The sequence below is a fragment of the Anaerostipes sp. Marseille-Q3525 genome (assembly GCF_018223505.1).
GTDB lineage: Bacteria > Bacillota > Clostridia > Lachnospirales > Lachnospiraceae > Anaerostipes > Anaerostipes amylophilus.
In genome coordinates this window covers 73,249-98,323 of sequence record NZ_JAGTTT010000008.1, presented here as the reverse complement: position 1 = coordinate 98,323, position 25,075 = coordinate 73,249, and the positions used below count along the sequence as shown (strand labels likewise).

General features: G+C 35.2%; 23 protein-coding genes. 2 read left to right on the top strand and 21 right to left on the bottom strand.

What is annotated here, in order from left to right; genetic code table 11:
• Nucleotides 1-135: 135 nt before the first annotated feature.
• The 18 genes from KE503_RS05760 to KE503_RS05675 form a co-directional block, all read right to left on the bottom strand.
• Entirely contained in the window at nt 136-690 is a 555-nt protein-coding gene (locus KE503_RS05760) for a hypothetical protein (protein WP_008392537.1), read from the bottom strand.
• Nucleotides 691-1,096: 406 nt separating this feature from the next.
• A complete protein-coding gene (ptsP, locus tag KE503_RS05755) occupies nt 1,097-2,809 on the bottom strand; it encodes a phosphoenolpyruvate--protein phosphotransferase (RefSeq protein WP_009204346.1) in 1,713 nt (570 codons plus the stop codon).
• Nucleotides 2,810-2,861: 52 nt separating this feature from the next.
• Nucleotides 2,862-3,125 carry an HPr family phosphocarrier protein gene (locus tag KE503_RS05750; protein ID WP_006568975.1) on the bottom strand — a complete coding sequence of 88 codons (264 nt, stop codon included), beginning with the start codon at nt 3,123-3,125 and terminating at the stop codon, nt 2,862-2,864.
• A gap of 223 nt (nt 3,126-3,348) precedes the next feature.
• Entirely contained in the window at nt 3,349-3,846 is a 498-nt protein-coding gene (locus KE503_RS05745) for a CAT RNA binding domain-containing protein (RefSeq protein WP_022375606.1), read from the bottom strand.
• A 12-nt stretch (nt 3,847-3,858) separates the two neighbouring features.
• Complete coding sequence (gene hflX / locus KE503_RS05740) at nt 3,859-5,097, bottom strand: GTPase HflX (RefSeq protein ID WP_055196625.1); 1,239 nt, start codon at nt 5,095-5,097, stop codon at nt 3,859-3,861.
• Nucleotides 5,098-5,109: 12 nt separating this feature from the next.
• Entirely contained in the window at nt 5,110-5,541 is a 432-nt protein-coding gene (locus KE503_RS05735) for a hypothetical protein (protein WP_022375604.1), read from the bottom strand.
• Between the two features lie 15 nt (nt 5,542-5,556).
• The gene (locus KE503_RS05730; protein ID WP_212384681.1) at nt 5,557-6,405 is read right to left on the bottom strand and encodes a MurR/RpiR family transcriptional regulator; all 849 of its coding nucleotides are present in this window, start codon (nt 6,403-6,405) and stop codon (nt 5,557-5,559) included.
• A 33-nt stretch (nt 6,406-6,438) separates the two neighbouring features.
• Nucleotides 6,439-7,092, bottom strand: coding sequence for a tetratricopeptide repeat protein (locus tag KE503_RS05725; RefSeq protein ID WP_212384680.1), 654 nt, complete (start codon nt 7,090-7,092; stop codon nt 6,439-6,441).
• Between the two features lie 88 nt (nt 7,093-7,180).
• Nucleotides 7,181-8,872, bottom strand: a complete 1,692-nt coding sequence (locus tag KE503_RS05720) for a ComEC/Rec2 family competence protein (RefSeq protein ID WP_212384679.1) — start codon at nt 8,870-8,872, stop codon at nt 7,181-7,183.
• A 117-nt stretch (nt 8,873-8,989) separates the two neighbouring features.
• Complete coding sequence (locus tag KE503_RS05715) at nt 8,990-11,446, bottom strand: glycogen/starch/alpha-glucan phosphorylase (protein WP_212384678.1); 2,457 nt, start codon at nt 11,444-11,446, stop codon at nt 8,990-8,992.
• Nucleotides 11,447-11,556: 110 nt separating this feature from the next.
• Nucleotides 11,557-13,257 carry a S8 family peptidase gene (locus KE503_RS05710; protein WP_212384677.1) on the bottom strand — a complete coding sequence of 567 codons (1,701 nt, stop codon included), beginning with the start codon at nt 13,255-13,257 and terminating at the stop codon, nt 11,557-11,559.
• A gap of 61 nt (nt 13,258-13,318) precedes the next feature.
• Nucleotides 13,319-13,774, bottom strand: a complete 456-nt coding sequence (locus KE503_RS05705; protein ID WP_022375598.1) for a threonine/serine exporter family protein — start codon at nt 13,772-13,774, stop codon at nt 13,319-13,321.
• Nucleotides 13,775-14,533, bottom strand: a complete 759-nt coding sequence (locus KE503_RS05700; RefSeq protein ID WP_022375597.1) for a threonine/serine ThrE exporter family protein — start codon at nt 14,531-14,533, stop codon at nt 13,775-13,777. It lies immediately after the preceding gene.
• A gap of 144 nt (nt 14,534-14,677) precedes the next feature.
• Nucleotides 14,678-15,547 carry a DegV family protein gene (locus tag KE503_RS05695; protein WP_212384676.1) on the bottom strand — a complete coding sequence of 290 codons (870 nt, stop codon included), beginning with the start codon at nt 15,545-15,547 and terminating at the stop codon, nt 14,678-14,680.
• A 148-nt stretch (nt 15,548-15,695) separates the two neighbouring features.
• Nucleotides 15,696-16,247, bottom strand: a complete 552-nt coding sequence (locus KE503_RS05690) for a Maf family protein (protein ID WP_055196619.1) — start codon at nt 16,245-16,247, stop codon at nt 15,696-15,698.
• Nucleotides 16,248-16,353: 106 nt separating this feature from the next.
• Nucleotides 16,354-18,444 carry a polyribonucleotide nucleotidyltransferase gene (locus KE503_RS05685; protein ID WP_212384675.1) on the bottom strand — a complete coding sequence of 697 codons (2,091 nt, stop codon included), beginning with the start codon at nt 18,442-18,444 and terminating at the stop codon, nt 16,354-16,356.
• Nucleotides 18,445-18,596: 152 nt separating this feature from the next.
• Nucleotides 18,597-19,151, bottom strand: coding sequence for a VanZ family protein (locus KE503_RS05680; RefSeq protein ID WP_022375593.1), 555 nt, complete (start codon nt 19,149-19,151; stop codon nt 18,597-18,599).
• A gap of 154 nt (nt 19,152-19,305) precedes the next feature.
• Nucleotides 19,306-19,452, bottom strand: a complete 147-nt coding sequence (locus tag KE503_RS05675) for a hypothetical protein (protein ID WP_155492455.1) — start codon at nt 19,450-19,452, stop codon at nt 19,306-19,308.
• A gap of 403 nt (nt 19,453-19,855) precedes the next feature.
• Here KE503_RS05675 and KE503_RS14470 point away from each other — a divergent pair, with 403 nt between their 5' ends.
• Complete coding sequence (locus tag KE503_RS14470) at nt 19,856-20,203, top strand: transposase (RefSeq protein WP_249182980.1); 348 nt, start codon at nt 19,856-19,858, stop codon at nt 20,201-20,203.
• Entirely contained in the window at nt 20,193-20,981 is a 789-nt protein-coding gene (locus KE503_RS05670; RefSeq protein WP_249182979.1) for an IS3 family transposase, read from the top strand. Before KE503_RS14470 ends, KE503_RS05670 begins: the two co-directional genes overlap by 11 nt.
• A 318-nt stretch (nt 20,982-21,299) precedes the next feature.
• Here the strand turns inward: KE503_RS05670 and KE503_RS05665 are convergent, their stop codons facing one another.
• The 3 genes from KE503_RS05665 to KE503_RS05655 are packed head-to-tail and all read right to left on the bottom strand — an operon-like array spanning nt 21,300 to nt 25,041.
• Entirely contained in the window at nt 21,300-22,694 is a 1,395-nt protein-coding gene (locus tag KE503_RS05665; protein ID WP_212384674.1) for a hypothetical protein, read from the bottom strand.
• Nucleotides 22,695-24,119 (bottom strand): O-antigen ligase family protein, encoded by a 1,425-nt coding sequence (locus tag KE503_RS05660; protein ID WP_212384673.1) that lies wholly within the window; start codon nt 24,117-24,119, stop codon nt 22,695-22,697.
• A gap of 31 nt (nt 24,120-24,150) precedes the next feature.
• On the bottom strand, nt 24,151-25,041 hold the full coding sequence (locus KE503_RS05655; RefSeq protein WP_212384672.1) for a glycosyltransferase: 891 nt from the start codon (nt 25,039-25,041) through the stop codon (nt 24,151-24,153).
• Nucleotides 25,042-25,075: the final 34 nt, after the last annotated feature.

Below are 25,075 nucleotides of genomic sequence, written 5' to 3'. Positions count from 1 at the left end.
ATTCATCATTTGTGACTAAAAATCAAGATTCCGAGATTTTGTAAAATTATTTACTTCTATACATTCTTATTTTTTTGTTTTTTGATACAGCAATTTTTACAAACATGTTTCCCAGAAAATATATTAAGAAACTATTTACTTTCTTTTTAATAATTGTATATCTTCTTCATCTACTCCCAAAAATGAAATAGTGTCTATATTTTCTTTTTTTAATATTGCCTCTCCATCATCCTCTCCGTATTCTGTTAATTTTGAAACGATTACTTTATTATCATCAATTTTATTTATAACTCCTTTAATTGGGCATTCATCATCTTGTATCATTTCAATTGATACTATATACTTATTATTCATACAAATTTGAAATATATTATTCTTTAAACTAACTTTATCTTGTAGTTTTAAATCAATATGTCTTTGATTCTTTTTAGAATATAATTTTTCTATTTTTTTTTCATACTGTCCACTTATCTCTAAATGCATAACACTATCTATTTTTTTCAGAATATACCCATCTGCTAATCCATGAGGTGTTATATGTTTAATTAAAAAATCTTGTCTTCCAATTGCGTAAATATATCCTTCCAAAAACATCGAGGTATCATCTTCATCGCAAAATATACTAACTATATTATTATTTTCTTTTATCTTTATCAATTCTTTAATCATATTTACTCCTTCTTCCATCATATCTTGTCTTCAGACTATGATCTTTCCATGTAGAATAAGATACATTCCACTAGTATAGCACACTTCATTTTTCGCCTGATCATCTCCATGGATTGTTGTCTCTCCGAAATCCGTGACTTCGTAAGGTCTCAGGGAACTTAAGTTCATACAGTATTCTGATATGTCGTTTTCATTCTCCCCTTATGCTTGGATTGTAACATTTCACCATTTTACAGGCAATCAGATTTAGTTTTTTCGTCGTTTAATACAAAAAACTTTTTTTATTTTTGTGAAATATTATGGTTGACTTTTTTAATAAGTATACCTACTTAATATATTGTTCCATTACAATACAAAAAAAAGAACCCTGATAACTAAATTACCAAGGTCCTTTCCATATTCCCGTAAGAAACTAAATCATATAATCTTAGCTTCTTGCTCTTTCTTCTAATAAAGCTTTTACTTCTGCTTCTGTTTCTAACTGCATTACTTCATCAACTAATGCTTTACATTCATCCATTGTCCACAGAGACATTACTTTTCTTGTAGCAAGGATTGCTGTAGCACTTACTGAGAATTCGTTTAATCCAAATCCAAGTAATACTGGTACTAATAATGGATCGCTTGCTGCTTCTCCACACATACCTGCCATGATATCTTCTTTGTTTGCAGCTGAGATGATATTTCTGATAGAACGAAGTACAGCTGGATTGTATGCAGAGTACAGATATGCAACATCTGGGTTACCTCTGTCGGCTGCCATTGTGTATCCAGTTAAATCGTTTGTACCGATACTGAAGAAGTCTGCTTCTTTTGCAAGAATGTCAGCAATTAAACTTGCTGCTGCAGTTTCCATCATAACACCAACCTGGATGTCTTTGTCATATGCGATACCTTCTGCATCTAATTCCTGTTTCAGTTCTTCGATGATCGCTTTTACAGCACGAAGCTCGTCTACACATGTTACTAATGGTACCATGATACGAACTTTACCGAAAGCACTTGCACGTAATAATGCACGAAGCTGTGGTTTGTAAATATCTTCTTTTCTCTGTAAGCAGAAACGTACTGCTCTGAATCCTAAGAATGGATTCTCTTCTGTTGGAAGTCCAAGATATGGAAGAGCTTTATCTCCACCGATATCCAGTGTACGAATGATCACTGGTTTACCGTCAAGAGTTTCAGCTACTTTCTTGTATGCTTCAAACTGAGCTTCTTCTGATGGAATCGCATCGCTTTCCATGAATAAGAACTCAGATCTGAATAATCCAACACCTTCTCCATCACGCTCTAAGACACCTTCTGCTTCGTCTGGTCCACCGATGTTAGCAACCAGTTCCACAACGTGTCCGTCTGCTGTCTGGGATTTCTGTCCAACAAACTTCTGAAGGGCAGCTTTCTCTTCTAAGAATTTTGCTTTCTTAGCTTTATATTCTTCTACAACAGATGCTTCAGGATTGATGAATGCTTCTCCTGTTGATCCGTCAAGAACAACTTCATCTCCATCGTTCACGATAGAAACGATGTTTTCGATACTAAGAACTGCTGGAATTTCCATAGATCTGCAGATGATCGCAGAGTGAGATGTCTTACCACCGATCTCTGTTAATACACCCTGAACATTTGCAGGATTGATTCCTGCTGTCATAGATGGTGTTAAATCTTCTGCTACTAAGATTGTTCCTTCTGGAACTGCACTGATATCTACTTCTTCAATTCCAAGTAAGATCTTAATTAAACGAGTTTTGATGTCGCCTAAGTCAGATGCTCTCTGCTGTGTCAGTTCATCGTCTGCCATAGCGAAGATCTGTGCGAAGAAATCGCAAGCTTCTTCTACAGCAGCTTCTGCGTTGATCTTCTCTCCATCAATCTTAGCTTCGATCTGTTCTGAGATCGCTGGATCCTGAATCATCATGATATGACCTTCTAAGATCTCTGCTTCCTGCTCACCAGCAGTTACTTTCATGGATTCAACCATCTTCTGAGTCTTCTCAATGAAAACTTCAATTGCATCGCTTAAACGTTTTTTCTCTGCTTCTGTATCTTCGATAGACTGTTTTGTGTAATTAAGTTCTTCTTCCTTAATCTTAACGATCTTACCGATACCGATACCAGCAGATGCTCCTATACCTTTATACATGTTGCCACCCGTCCTTTATCAAATTATATGTTACACCCATTATGAGCAGTGATTATTCACCTAATCCAGATTCAATCAGTTCTGTTGCATGTGCAAGAGCTGCTTCTTCGTCTGGACCTTCACATACTAATTCGATTTCAGAACCACATTTGATGCAAGCTCCGATGATGTTTAATAAGCTTTTAGCGTTGATTTTTTTATCTTCGAATACGATAGTTACGTCAGATTCGAATTTAGTTACAGCTTTCGCTAAAACTCCTGCTGGTCTCATGTGTAATCCCTGTTCGTTTTCAATGACAAATTTCTTTGATACCATAATTGTTTCTCCTTCTCACATATAAAATAATTTTAATTTATCTGGATCTTTAACTGGCTTATCTTTGTACTCATCTAAGTGCAATTCCTTAAAAAAGCATAAAAAAAGACCTACTTTAACAAATGTTCACACTTATTAAATAGGTCTTGCCTGCCTTACCAGTCACAATCCAAAATCTGATAACATTATAATATCAAATTCTGACGCATAAGTCAACCTAGATTTATATCTGACCACTTGTTTCAAGGATCAGCCTTTTTACATAAATGATAAGATACATTTTCTCATCCGCAGATAATTTACAATCATAATGCTGTTCAATATGTTCCACGATCTTCTGACTGCACACATAGGCTTCCGGATATTTTTTCTGATTTCTTTCATAAAATTCAACATCTGCTTCTTCATCTTCTTCCATCGGATGTTTCTTTGACATGATCTCTGTCTCAAGATATTGAAGATGCGTTGCAAACCGCTGATATGCCGGATGTTCTGGATTAAGAACGATTTCGTAGAATTCTTGAATAATTGCCATAACTTCTTGAACAAAAGAAGACTTCCCGCTTAAATCCAATGTAAAAATCTTCTCAATCTTGTTTTTATCTAATTCATCTCCTGCTTTTTTTCGAAAACCAATTCCCTTGCCCATCAAAATAACTTCCTTGCCGTTTGCATCAAATGTACTAACAACATTGTTATTAATTACTTTCTGAATGATCACTTTCAATTCCTCCTAGATGTTTCCAAGAATCTCTTTTGGGATATATGCTTCTACATAAATTCCATCTTCTCTATATTCTTCTTTCAAAAGCTGTCCATGAGCTCTGATCTGTTGAATCTTACCTGCATCCTGATAATCATATAATTTCTCCAGATATAATTTCTGTTTCTGCAGAATCTTTTCAATATTCTCTAATAACTGGTCAGTCCCCTCTCCTGTCTTTCCTGAAATTCTTACGACCGCTTCTGCATTTTGATCTTTTAAAATCTCATCTCCATTCAAAAGATCGATCTTATTAAATGCTGTCACGATCGGCGATTCATTCGCACCAAGTTGCTTTAATGTTTCGTATACCGCCTCCATTTGCTTTTCTTTCTGCGGATTAGAAGCATCAACAACATGCAGGATCAGATCACTGTATTTTGCTTCTTCCAATGTACTTTTAAAAGCCTCTACTAAATGATGTGGAAGTTTGCGGATAAATCCGACCGTATCTGTCATAAGAATTGTCTGCCCGCCACTTAAATCCAGACTCTTTGTTGTTGGATCAAGGGTTGCAAACAACTGATCTTCCTCATAGACACCTGCATTTGTAAAATGATTCAGAAGCGTTGACTTTCCAGCATTCGTATATCCAACAATACACACAACCGGAAGATGATTCTTCTGGCGCTGTTTTCGCTGTACTTCTCTGTGCTTTACAACATCACGGAGTTCTGCCTTAAGTCTTGATATTCTCGTTCGGATCAAGCGACGATCCATCTCAAGTTTCTTTTCTCCAGGTCCTCTTGTTCCAATTCCTCCTCCAAGCCTTGATAACGCTTTTCCCTGTCCGGTAAGTTTGGATGCACGATATTTCAGCTGTGCAAGTTCTACCTGTATCTTACCCTCTCTTGTAAATGCCCTCTTAGCAAAAATATCAAGAATGATCAAAGTTCTGTCCATTACCTTTGTATCTAGTGCATCACTAAGATTCCCCATCTGCGCAGGAGATAACTCATCATCACATACAATACCTATCGCATCTGTTCCATATAACAATGCCTTAACTTCGTCAATCTTTCCTTTTCCAATATAAGTTCCCGGATGCGGAGCTTCTCTTACTTGAATCACTCTTGCTGCAACCACTGCTCCAGCAGTCTTTACCAATTCTTCTAATTCATCAAGAGATTCTTCTGCCTCTCTCACGTCCTGATCGGCCACTGCAACAAGAATAACCTTTTCAATAATCTCTTTCTTGATCTCTTCCATAATGACTCTTTCCTATTCCTGATTTAATATCTGCATTACCGCCATCGCAAATGCCTTTTCTTTTGCTGTTTTGATCTGTGTTGGTTTTCTCATCAAAAGATCCTTATCACTTCTTTTTCTGACATCTTCCGCATATTTATTAATATCAATCCCTAGATATTCTGCACAAGTTCTTCCTTCTATTTCCATGTCATTATCAGTCACTGCCCATGCATCAATAACTCGATGATCTTCTGGATTTACCGCGATCATCAATGTCATTGCTTTAGAAAACACATTTGTCTGTGAAAATCCCATAGCAACCTTTGCATTGGCCCCATATTGTTCTTTAAATTCTTTATACATCTGTGAGACATATTTTGAACGCTGATTCTGCATATAAGAATAGCAGATAAATAACAGAATACAAAATATGATCAACACTCCTATTATCAAAATAAACATCTTATTCCATCTTCCTTATAATTTTTCCTCTATCACGGAGCGTTCATGTTCTGCAACATTCTCAAAGAAATCGTTCTTCATAGAAAGTATCAACATAAATAATGTATCGATCACTGCCATCGCAGCCATCCTTGTAAAACTAACCTGATCATAAAAAATGTGTTCCCTTGTTGCTGTTATGATCACATGATCACAAATCTCAGTTATCGGTGACTTTGCCTGATTCGTCACTGCAACAGTCACTCCACCTTGCTTCTTCACGATCTTAGCCATGCGGATCAGACGCTTAGATGCTCCCGATGCTGAAATCGCAAAAAATACATCACCTTTCTTCAGCGTTCTTGCAAATGCCTCCTGTGTCTCCCAGATTGGAGAAGTCACAGCATGTAGCCCAAGCTGATTAAACTTATATGTTCCGTCCATCGCAATCGGTATTGTATTGCCCATCGCAGCAAATTCAATGAGATTTGCACCCAAAACTGCATCCACAATACTTCGAAGTTCTTTCTGATCAAAATTGTGAAAAGTTGCTTTAATCTCTTCTACTTTACTAACCATAATATTGTGAAGAGATTGTTCCATATTCTCAATATTAATTTCATTCGATGCTGCCAGTTCTTCCTGCTTGCTTTGTTCTCCAGCAAGTTTCAACTTCAACTTGTGAAATCCCTCACATCCGATCTTCTTGCAAAAGCGAATCACAGTAGCCTGACTCGTAGCACAATTTTGTGCCAGTTCAGCCACCGACATATTGATCACATCTTCCTGATGTCCTGCCACGTAATCTGCAACCTTCTTTTCTGCATCATACAGACTATCATATGTCGAAAAAATCTGATCTCTTATCAGAATATCTTTGCCCATAACATTCCCTCATTCAATGCTTTTGTCTGCCATTTATCTTGTTTCCAAAAATGTCAGTTCTTTCTTTCCCTGTGCATCCTTTGGATACGCCTTTACATAAGCTTTTGTATATTTATATGCTGTATCAAAATCAAACAAAGACTCATATGCACCAATCCTTGCAAAGAGCACTTCTTTCTTATTCTTTAATTCATCCTGTTTCAATGCTTTTTTAATAACCTGAAGTCCTTCTTTGTATTTCTCCTGTTTTGCATAAATTGCATACTTGGTACAGTAGATCTCTCCTTCTTTCGGAAATTCTGAAATTCCAAGATTGCATACTTCTAGTGCTTCTTTTGTTTTATTTCTCTGCATCAGACAATATGCTTTTAAAGAATATGCCTTAATTTCTCCACGATCGATCAATCGATCATAAATTTCAGCTGCTTTGTTATATTCACCCATCTGATACAATGCCTCTCCTTCATAAAACAGAACATTCTTCTTCTGTTTTGTAAAGATCAATGTAAATCTTGAGGCCGCACTATCAAATTCTTCATATGCTTTCTGATATTCTTTCTGTTTTAGATATTTCACACCCTGATCTTCTGCCATTCTCTGTCTGATATATCCAATACCGCTGACCGCAACCAATCCTATGATCACGATCAGTATAACTGTTACAATTCCTTTTAATCTGCTATTCATTCTCATTCTCCTGATCTGTTCTTATATTGTTGTTACTCTTCAGTATAGCAAATTATGTTTTATCATACAAGCAGTCTGTCTTCTTATCTTATATTGACATCTTCGTTGTCTTGCTGTTTCCTGCTTTATCAATAAAACGCACATATAATCTTGCTTTTCTATATTTTTTAGCATCATATCTGACATCGTTTGCAGTTTTCCATTTATATTTTTTGGCACTCTTTCCTTTTGGAACTAACTTATACGCGGTTTTCTTCTTGCCACTAGTTCCATAATTTGCCGAAAAAGTTACTTTTTTCTTCTTTCCTGATTTTTTCTTCTTAAGCCTAAGCTTTGTCGGTGCCTTGGTATCAACAACGATCTGCGGAAGTTTTAATTCCTTCTCTCCAAGCATCGTATTATATTTTACATAGACCTTTGCAATCGTTCCGTTCTTTAAGGTCACAGATTTTCCATAACAATACGGAAGTTTGGCACTGCTTTGTCCCTTTTTCACGATCTTATATTGCACACTATTAATCTTCGTAAAACTTCTGGCACTGGCATTGATCTTTATTGTCACACTTTTGTTTGTATAGATACTCTTTGCATCTTTTGTTCCAGGATATGCTGGAAGTATTTTTGTTTTTTTATTGCTTACGATATCAATGGACTGCAAGACTGGCATGGAAATACTCTTTCCTGATGATATGATTTTTCCATTGACACTCGGTTTATTTCCACCTTTTTCTGTTCTTACATATAAATGACTTCCATCAGAGGTGATAACGATCGTTCCCCTGTTACCCGTCTCATAAATATCCATCTTGGAAAGATCCGTAAGAACATTTTTCATGGGAACTTCCCCTGTATTTTTATATCCATTGCTGATAACCGCAATATTTGCTTTGGTATGATCGATCAATAATTTGTGATCTGATGTCCGTCCTGCGATCAGTTTGTCCTTTTCCTTTACATCTTGATAACCATGATGTGGTTCTTTTAATACCTGTGCCTGCAGATTATAACCTTTTTTGATAATCTTCTCTATCGTTTCTCTCTGGGCATCTCCTGTCATCAAAAATGAATTCTTTCCATAGACGATTCTTGTAACGATGGAATATTTATTTTCCTGCCTTACATTAAGATTCACTTGTCTTCCATACTTATAATTATTCTCCAGTGGCCCATAAAACGTAATCTGTGCCTGGCCAAGATAAATCTTTGAGCCGGCCTTTGGAATAACATATTTTACATGCAAAGATTCATCTTCTTCACTATTTCTTTTTTCAATTTCATCCTTTACGTTTTGGTATGTATCTGAATCAAATTTTGTCCATTTCGCAGTTTCTGAAGTCTGTTCCTTAACATTATCATTGCTTCTTAAGTAAGTCATTTCTAAAGAATTCCCATAAATCGTATTGATCGTAATTGTTTTATCTTTCAGGATCTTTACCAAGCCGCCAATATGATCCCGATGTGGATGTGTAAGAATCACAAATTCCAAATGCTTTACACCCATTTTTTTAAGATACTCATAAACTGGATCTTTTTTCTTGGCATATGTCTTGTCTTTCGTTCCGTTGTATTTTCCAGCTCCTGTATCGATCATTGCATATTTGGCGTTGCTTCCTTCCCCATACTGAAGCAATGCTCCATCTGCGCAGCCAACATCAATAAAATGAATTTTAAAATTCTGTGCAGCCAATACTTTATGAGTAACTTTGTATATCGGTGTTAATGTTATAGTCATTAGTATGATCAACAGACATGCTGTAATCTTTTTTATTCCTTCCTTCACATTCTTCCCCTTATCTTCATCTTTATGTCACTTGTTATCATTTCTTTGAAGTATTTTCCCCACAAAAAGAGAAGCCTCCAAAAGAGACTTCTCCTATTATATCACAATTTCCACTACTTATCTAATTTTATCTAAGTGCCAGATATCATCAACATATTCCTGAATTGTACGGTCAGATGAGAATTTACCACATCCTGCAGTATTTGTCATTGCCATCTTCGCCCATTTCTTTGTATCCTGATATGCTTTTGCCACTTTCTCATGAGCTTCTGCATATGAACGGAAGTCTTTTAAGATAAAGTACATATCTGCCTGACTTCCTGTATCACCAAATAACAGACTCTGATATAAGTCTTTGTAAAGTTCATGGTCACCATCTGCATATGTTCCATCAACTAACTGATCTAATACTTCATGAATATCTTTGTCATTCTCATAGATCTCATATGGATGATATCCACCATTGTTCTCGTAGTTGATAACTTCTTCAGAACTTAAACCGAAAATAAATGCATTCTCTTCTCCGATTTCATCAACGATCTCAACGTTCGCTCCATCCATTGTTCCAAGTGTTGGTGCACCATTTAACATAAACTTCATATTACCTGTTCCTGATGCTTCTTTGGATGCTGTAGAAATCTGTTCGCTGACATCTGCTGCCGCAAAGATCAATTCCGCATTAGATACACGATAATCTTCGATAAATACTACTTTTAATTTACCTTTGATCGATGCATCATTGTTTACCTTATCAGCTACAGAGTTGATCAGTTTTATCGTCTGTTTTGCACGACGATATCCAGCTGCTGCCTTCGCACCAAAGATAAATGTTGTTGGATAGAAGTTCATATTTGGATTCTTCTTTAACTGATTGTACAGATACATTACATGTAATATGTTCATCAGCTGACGTTTATATTCATGAAGACGTTTTACCTGCACATCAAAGATAGATGTAGGATCAACATCGATTCCATTATGTTCTTTGATATATTTTGCCAGACGTTTTTTATTCTGCAGTTTGATCTCCATAAATTCTTTCTGTGATTTTGGATCATCTACATATTTCTTAAGTCCTGACATTAAAGAAAGGTCTGTTGCCCATGTATCTGTTCCAAGTTTTTTAGTTACCCAGTCAGAAAGTAATGGATTACCATGCATTAAGAAACGTCTCTGTGTGATTCCGTTTGTCTTATTGTTAAACTTCTCAGGCATCATCTGATAGAAATCTTTTAATTCCTGATTCTTTAAGATTTCTGTATGAAGTTTAGCTACACCATTTACAGAGTATCCTGCTGCGATCGCCATGTGTGCCATGCGTACCTGACCATCCCAGAGAATTGCCATCTTTCTGACTTTCTCTTCGTTACCTGGATACATCTCACGAATCTTGTTCACAAAACGGCGGTCGATCTCTTCTACGATCTGGTAAACTCTAGGAAGTAATCTTGAGAACAGATCGATTGGCCATTTCTCTAATGCTTCTGCCATGATCGTATGGTTTGTATATGCACAAGTCTTTGTTGTAACTTCCCATGCTTCATCCCATCCAAGACCTTCTTCATCCATTAAGATTCTCATCAGTTCTGCTACAGATACTGTTGGATGAGTGTCGTTCATCTGGATTGTCATCTTCTCATAAAGTTTTGTGATGTCGTCATGATTCTTCTTATATTTGGCTACTGCTGCCTGTAAACTTGCAGATACGAAGAAATACTGCTGTTTTAAACGAAGTTCTTTACCTTCATAGTGGTTATCGTTTGGATATAATACTTCTACGATATTCTTTGCAAGGTTCTTCTGTTCTACGGCTTTGTCATATTCACCTTTGTCAAATGAATCTAACTGGAAATCAGTAATTGGTTCTGCATCCCAGATTCTTAATGTGTTAACAATGTGATTTCCATATCCTACAACTGGATAGTCATATGGTACAGCCATAACAGACTGATAATTCTCCTGAATGAAGTTTATTCTTCCAGATGCTTCATCATATTCTGTACGGATATTTCCTCCAAAACGTACTTCCTTCGCATATTCAGGACGTTTTAATTCAAATGGATTTCCATTCTTTAACCATTCATCTGGTACTTCTATCTGATATCCGTCTTTGATCTTCTGCTTGAACATTCCATACTGATAACGGATTCCGCATCCATATGCTGCATATCCAAGTGTTGCAAGTGAATCTAAGAAACATGCTGCTAAACGTCCAAGTCCACCATTACCAAGGGCTGGATCTGGTTCCTGGTCTTCTACCATGTTAAGGTCTACACCTAATTCTTCTAATGCTTCTTTCACTTCTCCATACATACTCATATTAATGAGGTTGTTTCCAAGTGCTCTTCCCATCAGGAATTCCATGGACATATAATATAAAATCTTCGGGTCTTTTTCTTCATAAGTCTTCTGAGTATCCATCCAGTCTTCAATGATCCACTCTTTCAGAGCATAAGCGACTGCCTGATAAATCTGCTGCTGGGTGGCATTATCAAGCTCTACTCTGAACTGAGTCTTAAGATTATTGATGACTTCCTGTTTGAACAGTTTCTTGTCAAATCTTTCTGTTTTCATGATTGTCTCTTCCCCTTTCGTATTCCCAGTATATTATTAATTTTAGCATATAAACTGGAAATATGATACAAAAATTGCGGATATTAGTTGTATTTTTTCATAAAATATCGTTATTGATACAAACTTTCAGACACACATAACCGTCCATATCCAATTTCATCATTCGGATATCTATCATATCCCTGTAATCGTCTCGCTCCCCTATGAAGATACCCCTTCATTCGTTCTCCATAAAGATATGGATCGTTTTCTCTTACAATTCCCCATTCCATCAAAAGAGCTGCTGATCCTGTAACAAATGGTGTTGCCATCGATGTTCCTGATCTTACACTCTCGCCTCCTCCAACTGCTGCTGCCAAAATTCCAACACCTGGTGCTACAAGATCCGGCTTATCTACACAAAATTTCTGATCTCCTCTTCCTGAAAAATCTGCATAAGCCTGATATCTAACATCATAAGCACCTACGGAAATCACATTTCTTGCAGTTGAAGGAATTGTTAAAGTAAATACTTTATCTGGTTCTAAAAATCTGGTTTCTGGATTGCTTCCTGCAGATACCGGAAGCCACATCTGATATTCACCATTTTTTATATTCACTGGTGAAATTTCTATCTTCCACTGACCGCTTTCTATATAATTTCCTTCCATCGGTATAAAACTAAAATATAGTTCCTGCCTAACATTATATGGCGTTGAGTATCCATTGTACACGTAAACCGTTGTATCCTTATATGTGTATTGCGATTTTCCTTGCTGGTCCACGATCGTATATGTGATTCCCGATGGAGACTCAAGTCTGATCTTGAATTCATCCACAAAATCTTTCCAGATCTGTAGATTCAAGTTCTGCTCAAATGGTGCCACATCAAATAAAATCAGCTCCGTTTTTGTCGTGATCTTTCCTTGTTTATGACGCCCACTATTTCCCTCATTCCCAGTTCCTATGCAAATAGAGCTTTTCCACTGCCCTGCGATCTGTGAAACAAATGTCTCCAACAACGAATTTCCTCTGTGATCCCCGTAATTATGCCCATAACTGATATTCACTGCCACTGGTCTGTTTTCCCTTATCGCTGTATCGATCACATACTGCAGTGCTGTCATCAACTGTGTCGTCCTTGGAAATCCTTGTTTGCTTATATCTCCTAATTTCACAACGATCAGTTCTGCCTCTGGTGCCACACCATTTCTTCCTGCACAGATGGATGCTACATGCGTTCCATGACCAAGATCATCACGACTTTGAAACATTTGCCGTCCATTTTCTGAATGAATTGCTGCATTGATCTCTTTTCTTGTATACAAAGTTCCATTTATAAATGGCTGTGGTGGGATTCCCGAAATCGTCTGATCCCATAGCTCATAAATTTTCGTATCTCCATTTTCATTGATAAAATCCGAATGAAATATATCGATTCCTGTATCGATCACTGCAACAAAAACACCCCTTCCAGTCAATGAAAGAGGTGTATTCTTTACCGACAACATACAGGAAGCTGAAATTGATACCTGTCGGTTTAATAATAAATTTTTTGGTTTTTCTATAAAGATCACTTGTTCATTTCTTGAAAATGCTTCTAAATCATTTTCTTTCATATATGCGATCGCATATCCCATGCTCAATGGTTCAATATTGGTTGTTGATGATTTTTTTAATGTCTTTAGATCACCTGCATAACGAAAGATAATCTCCCATCGATCAAATGTCTGATCATATCCAGCATTTAAATCTTCTGACCTTTCCCGTTCTTCTTTCGTAAGATCCAGTGCCAGATTGAACTGGTTATCAAATTTCTCATCTTGTTCCATAAGATCCTTTCACTTTCTATTGGTATGGTCTTATTTTATGCCTGTTTCTTTGCGTTCATTCCTATTTCACTTCTTGCTTACAATACTTCCACACCAATGCACAAATCCCATAAATCGATGATGCTATCATGATCCCCGCAGCAACTGCGATTGCGATCAAGATTGTCTTTTGTCCATATAAAGAAGATAAATGCCATTGCTTGGCAAGAACATAATTCATTGTGTAATATAAATTTCCTCCTGGAACAAGCGGAATGATCCCGGTGATCAAGAATACCGTAACTGGTGTCTTTAAAATTCTGGCCATCGTCTCTGCATAAACCGTTGCGACTGCCGCAGCTGCTAAATTCGCTGCAAATACACTTGGCATCTCATTCCATGCAACTAAATATGCGATCCAGGATACCATTCCTGAAATTCCAGCCATACAAAGTTTTCTTCCTCGAAGATTATAAAGCACTGCAAATCCAAAACTTCCGACAAAACTTGCAAGTACCTGAATGATCTCTGTTTTCATTTATAACACACCTCCCCAAAATATCAGTGCCATAAAAGAACCTGCCGCAAGAAAGACTGCTAACAACACGGATTCACACACACGCAAGATTCCAGACATCATATCCCCACCGATCATATCTCTAAGTGCATTGACAAATGCCACTCCCGGAACAAGCAGCATGATATTACCGATAATGATCTTTCCATAATCCTGTGTTATTCCAACGCTTGCACAAACATATGCTAATGATGCTACAAAAAATGATAATAAAAAATTTAGGACCATTTCATTTGGTGCAAGTATCTTTAAGTATCTGGCTAATATCGTTACTAAAGCTCCACTTAGTGTCGCTATAACATCTTCTGTGATTCCCCCTCCATAAAATGAAGTCCAGGCTGCTGCGATCACGGCTGATACGATCACTTCTTCCAAAAATGTGATCATATTTCCATTTTTTATTTTCAGAACTCTTTCTCTAACTTCCTCTTCTTCCGGAAGATATTTACACATATATCTTGACAGCTGATTTAATTCATCTAATTTTTTAAAATCTGTTTTATAATATCTGATACGTTTTGTCTGTGTTATGATTTCTCCTTCTTCATCTTCGATCGTCGTTACGATACTCGATGTGATAGAAAATACATTAGCTTCTTTTGCCCCGTATGCTTTACAGATTCTTGAAATGGTATCTTCCACTCTTGAAACACCCGCACCAGATTTTAGCATCCATTCTCCGATCTCCATTGCGTATTTCAAAACCTTTTTCATCTCCATAGGAATTACCTCCTGCCATCTAGTCTACCAAAATTGACTGTATTGTAACACAAAAGAAATCCCTGTGCTATGATTACACAGGGATTTCATCTAAAATTCTATTATGACATATAAAAAAAGTTTTATTTTACTATATTAAATTAATCAATCTTCAATCTTATGTGTCCATGCAACTGCCAGTGCTCCTGCACCGATATGGCATGCAACACTTAAAGATAGTGGATCCTGTTGAAATTCCATTTCTGGGAATTCTGCCATCAATTCTTCTTTCCACTTAAGCGCTGCTTCTTTATCTTTCGTATATGCAGACTGAAGATAAGCATGTTTTGCAAAATCTCCATCTGGAAAACGTTCTTCTAATTCTTTTCTTACTGCCGCGATCATCTTTTTCTTTGCCTGTTTGACACCTCTTGTCTTGGCAAATGCATCTAACTTCTCACCATGAATCTGCAGTACTGGCTTGATTCCAAGGACTGTACCGATCGCTGCTCCAGCTGATGTAACACGTCCACCCTTCTTAAGATATTTTAATGTATCTACCATAATGAAGATTCCTGAATCTAATTTATCTGCTTCTAAGATATCTTTGATCTCTTTTGCAGATTTTCCTTCTTCTGCCAATTTCATGGCATCTGCTACAGACTGTCTTTGTGTTACAGAAATTCTCTGATTATCCACAACCTGTACTTTTCCATCATAATCATCGGCTAACATCGCTGCTGTTGCACAGGAACTGCTTAATCCGCTGGACATCGCAATGTGTACGATCTCATCATGATCTTCTAATAATTTCTCCCACAGATCCAACACATCTCCTGGTGCTGGCTGAGATGTCTTGATATCTGCATCCTCATCTAACTTCTGATAAAATTCTTCCTGTGTTAATGTGATATCTTCAAAATATAATTCATCATTAATATAAAATGGCATTGGAATCACTGAGATTCCAAGTTCTTTCCCTTCTTTCTGGGTAATTCCGCTGTTACTATCTGTTACGATCGCAATCTTGCTCATTTTTCTAATCCCTTTCTACTTATACATAATAACATTTATAAATACCGTACTCTTCGGTCTATCTGCTTTTTGCCTTTATCTTACATCATAACAGAGGTCTATAAGTATCGTCAAAGGTTTTTGCCTTATATTTTCAAAAAATACATGACTATTTTCTAATTTCCTGCAGAAATCTTGCAATCGGAAATCCTACAACATTGTAGTAATCTCCTTCAATCCCTTTGATGAAGACCGCTGCTTTTCCCTGAATCCCATATGATCCAGCTTTATCCATTGGCTCTCCCGTCTCAATGTAACGCTCTATCTCATCTTCACTGATCTCATAAAATGTTACCTTTGTTTCTTCATAAAATGTTTTTGCTTCCCCATCTTCGATCAGGCAAACACCTGTATACACTTCATGTGTCTGTCCGCTTAACATCATTAATGTTCTTTTAGCATCGGCTTCATCTGCCGGCTTTCCAAGAACCTGTCCATGATAAGCTACAACTGTATCAGCCCCAATGACCATACTCTGTTTATCTGATCGTTCATAAATATCTCTTGCTTTAATAGATGCCAATTCCATAACCACTTCATGTGGTTCTGTTTTTGTCGTAATCTCCTCGGCATCACTAGGCATAATATCAAAGTCTAAATCTGCAAGTTCTAAGATTTCTTTTCTTCTTGGTGATGCAGATGCTAATATAATATGTTTCAAACTTGTATATCTCCTTTGTTGTTTCTTGTATAGAAACGTTATCTCCATATAGAAAAACAGCTTTTCATACACTTTCGCATACAAAAAGCTGTTTGATGATTTTTAATTAATCTTCAATCTTCTCTTCTAATTTCAGATTGATTCTTCCCATCTTGTCGATCTCTAATACCTTGACAGCTACTTTGTCTCCGATATTAACGACATCTTCTACTTTCTCTACTCTTTCGTTAGAAAGTTTAGAAATATGGATCATTCCATCTTTGTTTGGAGAAAGCTGTACAAATGCACCGAAGTTCATGATTCTTACAACTTCACCTTCATAGATATCTCCAACATTTAATGGTTCTACGATAGATTTGATGATGCTGATCGCTTTGTCGATCATTGCCTGATCTTCACTTAAGATATCGATACGTCCACTTTCGTCAATATCAATCTTAACACCAGTTTCATCAATGATTCCATTGATTGTTTTACCCTGTTTACCAATAACTTCTGAAATCTTTTCAGGATCGATCTTGTACTGGGAAATCTTTGGAGCATATTCTCCAACGTGGTCTCTTGCAGCTGGGATCACTGGGTTCATTACATCGTGAAGGATATGTGTTCTTGCTTCTTTTGTTCTTGCGATCGCTTCACGGATGATCTGTTCTGTTAATCCATGAATCTTAATATCCATCTGGATCGCTGTGATACCTTTGTCTGTACCAGCTACTTTAAAGTCCATATCTCCGAAGAAGTCTTCTAATCCCTGAATATCTGTTAAGATGATGTAATCGTCATCTCCTTCTCCTGTGACAAGTCCTACAGAAATACCTGCTACTGGAGCTTTGATCGGAACACCTGCTGACATTAATGACAGAGATGATGCACAGATACTTCCCTGAGATGTAGATCCATTAGATTCCATGATCTCAGATACTGTACGGATCGCATATGGGAATTCTTCTTCACTTGGTAATACTGGAACTAACGCACGCTCTGCTAATGCACCATGTCCGATCTCACGACGTCCTGGTCCTCTGCTTGGTCTTGTTTCTCCTACAGAATAAGAAGGGAAGTTATAGTGATGCATATAACGTTTTGTAGTTTCTGTTACATCGATTCCGTCAAGACGCTGTGCTTCAGATAATGATCCAAGTGTTGTTACTGTCATAACCTGAGTCTGTCCTCTCTGGAATAATGCAGATCCATGAACTCTTGGTAAGCAGTCAACTTCTGCATGAAGTGGACGGATCTGTTTGATCTCACGACCATCTGGACGTTTGTGATCTTTTAAGATCATCTTACGAACAGTCTTCTTCTGGAATGCGTAAACAGCTTCACCGATCTGTGCTAACCATTCTTCATTCTCAGCATATCTTTCTTCTAATTTCTCTTCGATCGCACGAATATTTGCTTCTCTTGTCTGTTTATCATCTGTAAATACAGCTTCTTCCATTGCTTCTGGTGTAATGAAAGCTACCATATCATCATACATCTCTGGATCTACGATATGATGTTCATAATCATGTTTTTCTTTTCCACATTCAGCAACAATTGTGTCGATGAATTTGATGATCTCCTGGTTTACTTCGTGAGCTTTGAAGATTGCTTCTAACATCACATCTTCAGGCACTTCATTCGCACCAGCTTCGATCATGATAACTTTCTCTCTTGTAGATGCAACTGTTAATGCAAGATCAGAAACTTCTTTCTGTGCAGAAGTTGGGTTGATCACGAATTCTCCATCGATCAGTCCTACCATTGTAGATGCTGTAGGTCCGTCAAATGGAATGTCAGAGATTGCTGTTGCAATCGCAGAACCAAGCATAGCTGTAAGCTCTGGGCTGCAGTCTGGGTCTACAGACATAACTAAATTGTTTAATGCAACGTCATTTCTGTAATCTTTAGGGAACAGTGGTCTCATTGGACGGTCGATCACACGGTCTGTAAGAATTGCATTCTCAGAAGGTTTTCCTTCTCTCTTTAAGTATCCACCTGGGATCTTACCTACTGCGTATAATTTCTCTTCGTATTCTACACTTAATGGAAAGAAATCAATTCCATCTCTAGGTTTTTCAGATGCTGTTGCTGTAGATAATACAACAGTATCGCCATAGTGCATAAATGCTGCACCATTTGCCTGTGCTGCAACACGTCCGACTTCAACCATCAGTGTACGTCCTGCAAGTTCCATGCTAAACTGTTTTGTCATAGTTCGTCTCCTTTATATTCTTTTGTCTTAAGGCGCCGAAACAACTGAAAAACCGACTACTAACCTGCTAATCTTCGTGATTTTATTCACTTATTAGCTGTAATAAGCTTTTCAGCAGTCTCGGAAAACGCCTCAGTAACTTAGTTAGTATATCATGGTTTCTTAAAAAAAACCAGACGCAATTTGTCAAAAATCTTCCACACCACATATCCAACTGCGGCTCCTATGGTATTCGTCATCACATCATCGATCTGTGCATATCCTCTGCCAGTCATATGCTGCATTACTTCAAGCATACAACTGATCATGCATGCACTTCCTACACACATCCAGATTTTTCGAATCCTCTTAAATGCAATTGGAAGTAATATACCATATGGGATAAACATGATGATATTTTCCACAAAATACGCATGAGCGATCATTGAATTCCCCCATGTTTCAAATAATTTTAAACTTACATCCGTTCTTGTTCCTGGTTCTCTTGAGAAAAATCCTACATTAATAAATACGATCGCATAGATCACGATCAGTGTCCAGACATATTTCTTTCTATGAAAATGTTTCCCTTGTGGAAAGATCATGTCAAACATCTTTAACAGCATCAAAAATACCATTCCGATACTGCATGCGACAATCAGATATCTTAATGGCTCCATCATATCCTCTTTTATAAAAAATGAAAGATATTTTATTTTTTGTAACAACTTATCTGCCTCCTCTCTTTTGCTTTCTTTTCCCTATTCATAATTTACGCTATCATATTTCTTTAAAGAATAAACGAATATGGTGTGAGTGGTTATTTATATGGTGCGAAATGTAAAAGAGGATGCCGTTTCTTTCGACATCCTCTTGGTTTAACTAACAACTTCTTAATGTTCTTACTTCTGGTTCAGCAACTTTTTTATCTTCTGATACCCATAAATCTTTGTAATTTAATTTTAAAAGTCCTGTAATCATTAAGCTTAATACTAAGATCATTGCGACTGTTCCTAAAAAATGAATCATCATATTCTCCTTTTTTATTTTTTGTATTCTGTATTATGTATTTTCTATGTATATTTTATCAAATTATTTCTACTCATTCAATCTATTATGATATTTTCTAGGAAATGACGATACTATATATATGACTTTCTTGAGATAACCAGCAATCTTCTCAAGAACTATTATTGATCACAGAAGGATTTTGTGCAATTTGTAGTACCAATTTTTGTAGTAAGAATATAGGATTATGATAATGACTATACCGAACTCTTACGATCATTCGTTATAATCCAAATTTTTCTATGATATTTTTCTCCGTACTGAGCTGTAATCTATAATGGTCTCATAAATTAAGACACTTTTTCGGACAGATCTTAATGAATCTGATATACTTAAATCAATACATAAGAAAGGATTCAGTGTCATGTCCAGAAAAAGAAGAAATTTTAGTGCAAAATTTAAATCAGACCTTGTGATCGAGCTACTCAAAGGAGAAAAAGATCTCAATACCTTAGCAACAGAAAACAATATTCAACCAAATCTTCTCCGTAACTGGAAAAGAGAATTCTTGAACAATGCTTCTGCTGTGTTTGACGACAAACGTGAGGAAAACCTCAAGGAAAAGCTTGTCGAAGAACGCAAGGAAAAAGCTGAGTATACAAAAAAGGTTGGTCAGTTAACCATGCAGGTGGACTGGCTCAAAAAAAAATCTGAAGAAATTTGCGGACCTGACTACGAGAGTAAATTTAGTCCGAAACCTTTTGACGACTAAAGAACTTCCTGCTTCTGTTGGCGCAAGCTTACTTGATATCAACCGTACAAGTATTTATTACAAAGAATCTCCAGTATCCGATGATGAACTGGCATGTAAAGAGATCATAGATCATCTCCATACAAATAATCCAACCTGGGGTGCAAGACAGATGTCTGCACAATTAAAAGCCAGACGATATATGAATGAAATGGACATTCATCCAATCTATCCTAAGATGAATCTGTCTAAGCGTATGCAACAGGCAAAAGTCTGTCCTTATCTACTCCGCAACACTGTCATCGATAAGCCAAATCAGGCATGGTCCATTGACATTACATATATCCCGATCAAACACGGATTTCTGTATCTGACTGCAGTGATCGACTGGTACAGCCGCTGTATCGTCGGATGGGAAGTAGATGATACTCTTGATACCCGAATGGTGCTCAATGCATTAAATAAAGCATTTAAGATAGCCAAACCTCAGATCTTGAACTCAGATCAGGGATGTCAGTTTACCAGCCAGCAATATATCGATTTTGTAAAAGAAAATGGTATCCGTCAGAGTATGGATGGAAAAAGTCGCTGGGCTGATAATATCATGATCGAACGATGGTTTCGAAGTTTTAAGTATGAAGAAGCTTACCTGACACAATATAATAATATCAAAGAAGCCAGAGCAGCTATCAAACGATATGTTCACACCTATAACTTTGAAAGATATCATTCTGCATTGGATTATCACACACCAGCGGAATATTATTATCCTGCAATGCTGATGTCATATGTAGCTTAATTATCTGTAAAGAAAACTAGTTCATCCTACGTACATCTCTACAGATACAGTAACTTATCAACCTATCAGTTCATTATAAAAGTCTTAGATTTTTGTCTTGACAACTGAACCACTATATTTACAATATAAAAGTCCCTTTTTTGCAAAAATTGAACCTATTTTTCAAATTTTTTCATATTTTTTATTCAATATAACTATTCTCTTTGTAAGCTAACTTCTTAATGTCCCTGAGACCTTAAGGACCATCCCACAAATAACTAACTCTATCTGATTCTATAAAAATCAAATTGTATTGGCTATCATCCTCTCCAGAAGCTTCTATCTAAAACTACTAACCTTATCTTTAACCATCGTTACCATTCCCTTAGTTTCCTCAGGTAACAATATTAAAGATGATACTACTGTACACACAATATACAATAAAATACCAATAATTGCATTAAACATAAATCCACACACTAAAAATGCTATAACCTGCACAAATGGATATATTAATTCTCTTATTTTATAATCCAACCATTTAAAATCTGGAAAACATATAAAATACCAAAAAATTGCTGAAAGTAATGTACCAATAGCAAAACTTTCTTTTACAGGATATATTTTAAAGCATACAATATTAAATAAAAATCCCATTACAATTACCAATGTTAATTTAATAAAATATGTACGTTGTTTTCCTTGTGCTTTATACAGATTAACATATATACTTTTTATAATAATATAAAATAATTGAGATGCAAATAATAAAAACATTACTCTAGATGAATTTAAATATTTTCTCAAATATGTCTCCAAAATAAATCTAGCAGGAAAAGCACTACTTACAATTACCGCTGCAAAAATCATAACCTGATTTCTAATTTTCTTGATTCTGTCTACATTCTTTTCCCTACAGAAGAAATTATATAGAGTAATTGTTACTGGTGTAACGGCTACATTCATAAAATTTTCCATACTCACAGCAAAAGAATATTGTGCAAATGCCATTGTATCCAATAATGCTTTAACAAACCATCTATCCATACTTGTTAATAAAACAGAAGATAGATTGCCAACCGTTAATAAAATTCCATCTCGAATATTGTTAATAAACTCTTTAACTGAAAATGTAAAAATTTTATATCTAGTATCTTTAAACATTCTTCTACAGTTAATTTCTAATACAATCCAAATCAAGAAATAAACAACAACATTACTTACCAGAAAATATATTCCGCTATCAACTCTGAAAATAAAGATCCACATCATATTGGCAATGAATATCAATATTGTATTGGCATTCATAATCTTCCCATATAATCCAAATTCACCAGTTGCTTGATATAGCTGTTTGAAATAATTTCCCAAATTAATTGGCATCACGGCCAATGAAAAACATATAAATAGTGGATTTTTTAGACATATAGAAACTATTGTGCAAATAAATGTGACTAAAATCTGAAATATTCTTAATGTTGATAGATTTGTATTTAAATCATCTTTTTTTATATTATTTACAGATTTTCCTCCATATTTCAAATACATTCCATCTACAAATCCAAAATGAAATAAACCAGCATAACTAATATATAACTGAAATGTCTTGATCATTGCATAATTTTCCACACTTAATTCCTTGGGTAATACAAAATTTGTTATTAAATTAAACCCTAAGTTTATTAGATTTGCTATCATTACATATAGCATACCTTTTTTTAATGATGTTGCCATTTATACATTTCTCCTAACTACTTTACTTATTCCAGTATTTATTGGATCATAACGATTATTATTGTTACGTTTTTTATTTATTTCATTTTTTTTATTTTCAATAATATTATATTTTATAAATAAAATAATAATAATCCAAAACATTTGTGATGCATCAGCTACACTAAACATTTCAATCAAGTAACTCATAAAACATATAACAAAAGCATTATTTATATTTCGTTTGTCTTGCTTATTTGAGAACTTATTAGCTAATATTATCAAACTAATCAATAATACTAAAAATCCTATTGTTCCAAATATACCTTCCTGAACAAAATACCCAACAATTCCATTATCTATTGTAGATGTTTCAAACCACCCAATCGTATCTTTATAATATTTCAATACACCTCTTGTATGACATGATGCCCCTAATCCAAAAAGAGCATTATTCATAATTGTCCAAAGAATACCTGTAAACTGTATCAATCTTGAATCTAATCCCGTACTTGAATTTCCCCCAAAATCATCAATTACAATATTAGTGTTTACAATCGCAAACATTGATTTAAAAATTCCTGTAATCTGACTTGTAACACTAGGTACCAGTAATGAAATCATCACTATACATACTACAACAGCAATCAATCCACCTACTAATCTTTGTCTATGTACTTTATTCATTCTTATAATTGCAATAGCTATCATAAAAATTAACGCAGCTATAGATCCTCTGGATTCTGTAAGTAACAATCCAATTATATTTAAAACACAGATTATTAAAAATCTTTTTTTTCTACTACGTTCAAATAAAAAATAAGCAATCGGAATCATTAATGCACAATACACTCCATAATATACTGGATGTCCAAAACCTGCTTCTGCTCTCATAATTCCCATTCGAATAGTAGATGCCATTAACATATCTCTCGATACAATTTTTAAATTATAAAATAAATTTTGTCCAATTCCCACTGATATAATACTTATAATTGCAACAAATCCACTTCCATAAGAAATTGCTTCTACACATTTATTTATTTGTTCCTCAGATTTAAGCATTTGTAATACAATTAATGTTAAAATCAATTGTTCCAAAATAACAGAAAATTCTGTATTCAATGCTTCTGTAAGATTTAAACAATAAAATCCATTAGCAACTATTCTACCTACGAAATAAATGCATAATGGTACTAGCATTTTTATTTTTCTTAAAGATCTGATTTCAAAATATATTCTACCCTTTTGATGCAATAACAACGATCCCATCATTATTAATATCATTACTCTACTAGCTTTGAGTAAAGGCAAACCTCCACCTAATTCAATTGCAAAATAATCTGGCAATATAGGATAAAAGAAAAAAAAGTAATATAAATAATATTTTCTTTTAAAACCTATTATATACATAGAAATCAAAATAAATATAATAAAAAAAAGCATATATACCTCATTTTTTCTATTAATTCAAATATTATAATGAATTAAATAAAACTCTCAATTTAGCTTTATAAAAAGCTCTCTTACTAATATCATTTTTATATGGAATTAATAAAAGCTTAATTTTTGATTTTAAATTTTTTCTATAATAAGAAAAATCCAAAAAAGCATCTTTAATTTCTGGTGTCATTTTTTCACCATATCCAATCAAGACCTCTTTCGCCATATCACTTCTTTTAATTCCTTCATACAAAATAATTTCTTTCAAAATCTTTGCTATAGAATGTTTCTGTGCCCCCAAAACATTATTATCATGTTGTCGATAATAGATATGTGGACTTTCATCATAAAAGAATTTCCCATTTACTGCCAAACACACAAAACTCACCCAGCTATCATGCATACTACATACTTTAGGAGAATATTCCTTTAAAACTTCTAAAAGTTTTTTATTAAATACAAATGTACATCCAGGAGTTCCAAATGTCAAAATATCAGACAACGGTTTTTCAAATGTATTTCTATGTTTAGAAAATTTTATATGATTTAAATCTTTATCTGTAATATCTACTGCACAGCTATATAATGCTGGATTTTGAGCTTGTTTTAAATACTTCACCGCACTTTTCAATTTATCTACATTCCATACATCATCTTGATCACACAGAGCATAATAATCATATGTCAAAGGAGCTTTCTCTATCAAATCCAAAAAACTCCTTGCTGGTTTTAAATTTTTCCCGGTATATACTTTGAAATGTTCATTCTCATATTTTTTTAAAATTTTCAACGTAGTATCGCTAGATCCATCATCTCTTACCAATAAGTCAACACAAACATCTTTTTGAGATAACACACTAGTTATTAATTGATTAAGATATTTTTCACCATTATACGTTGATAATAGCACTAAACAATTTACCATTTTTATAATCTGCCTTTCTGCGAAAAACACACTT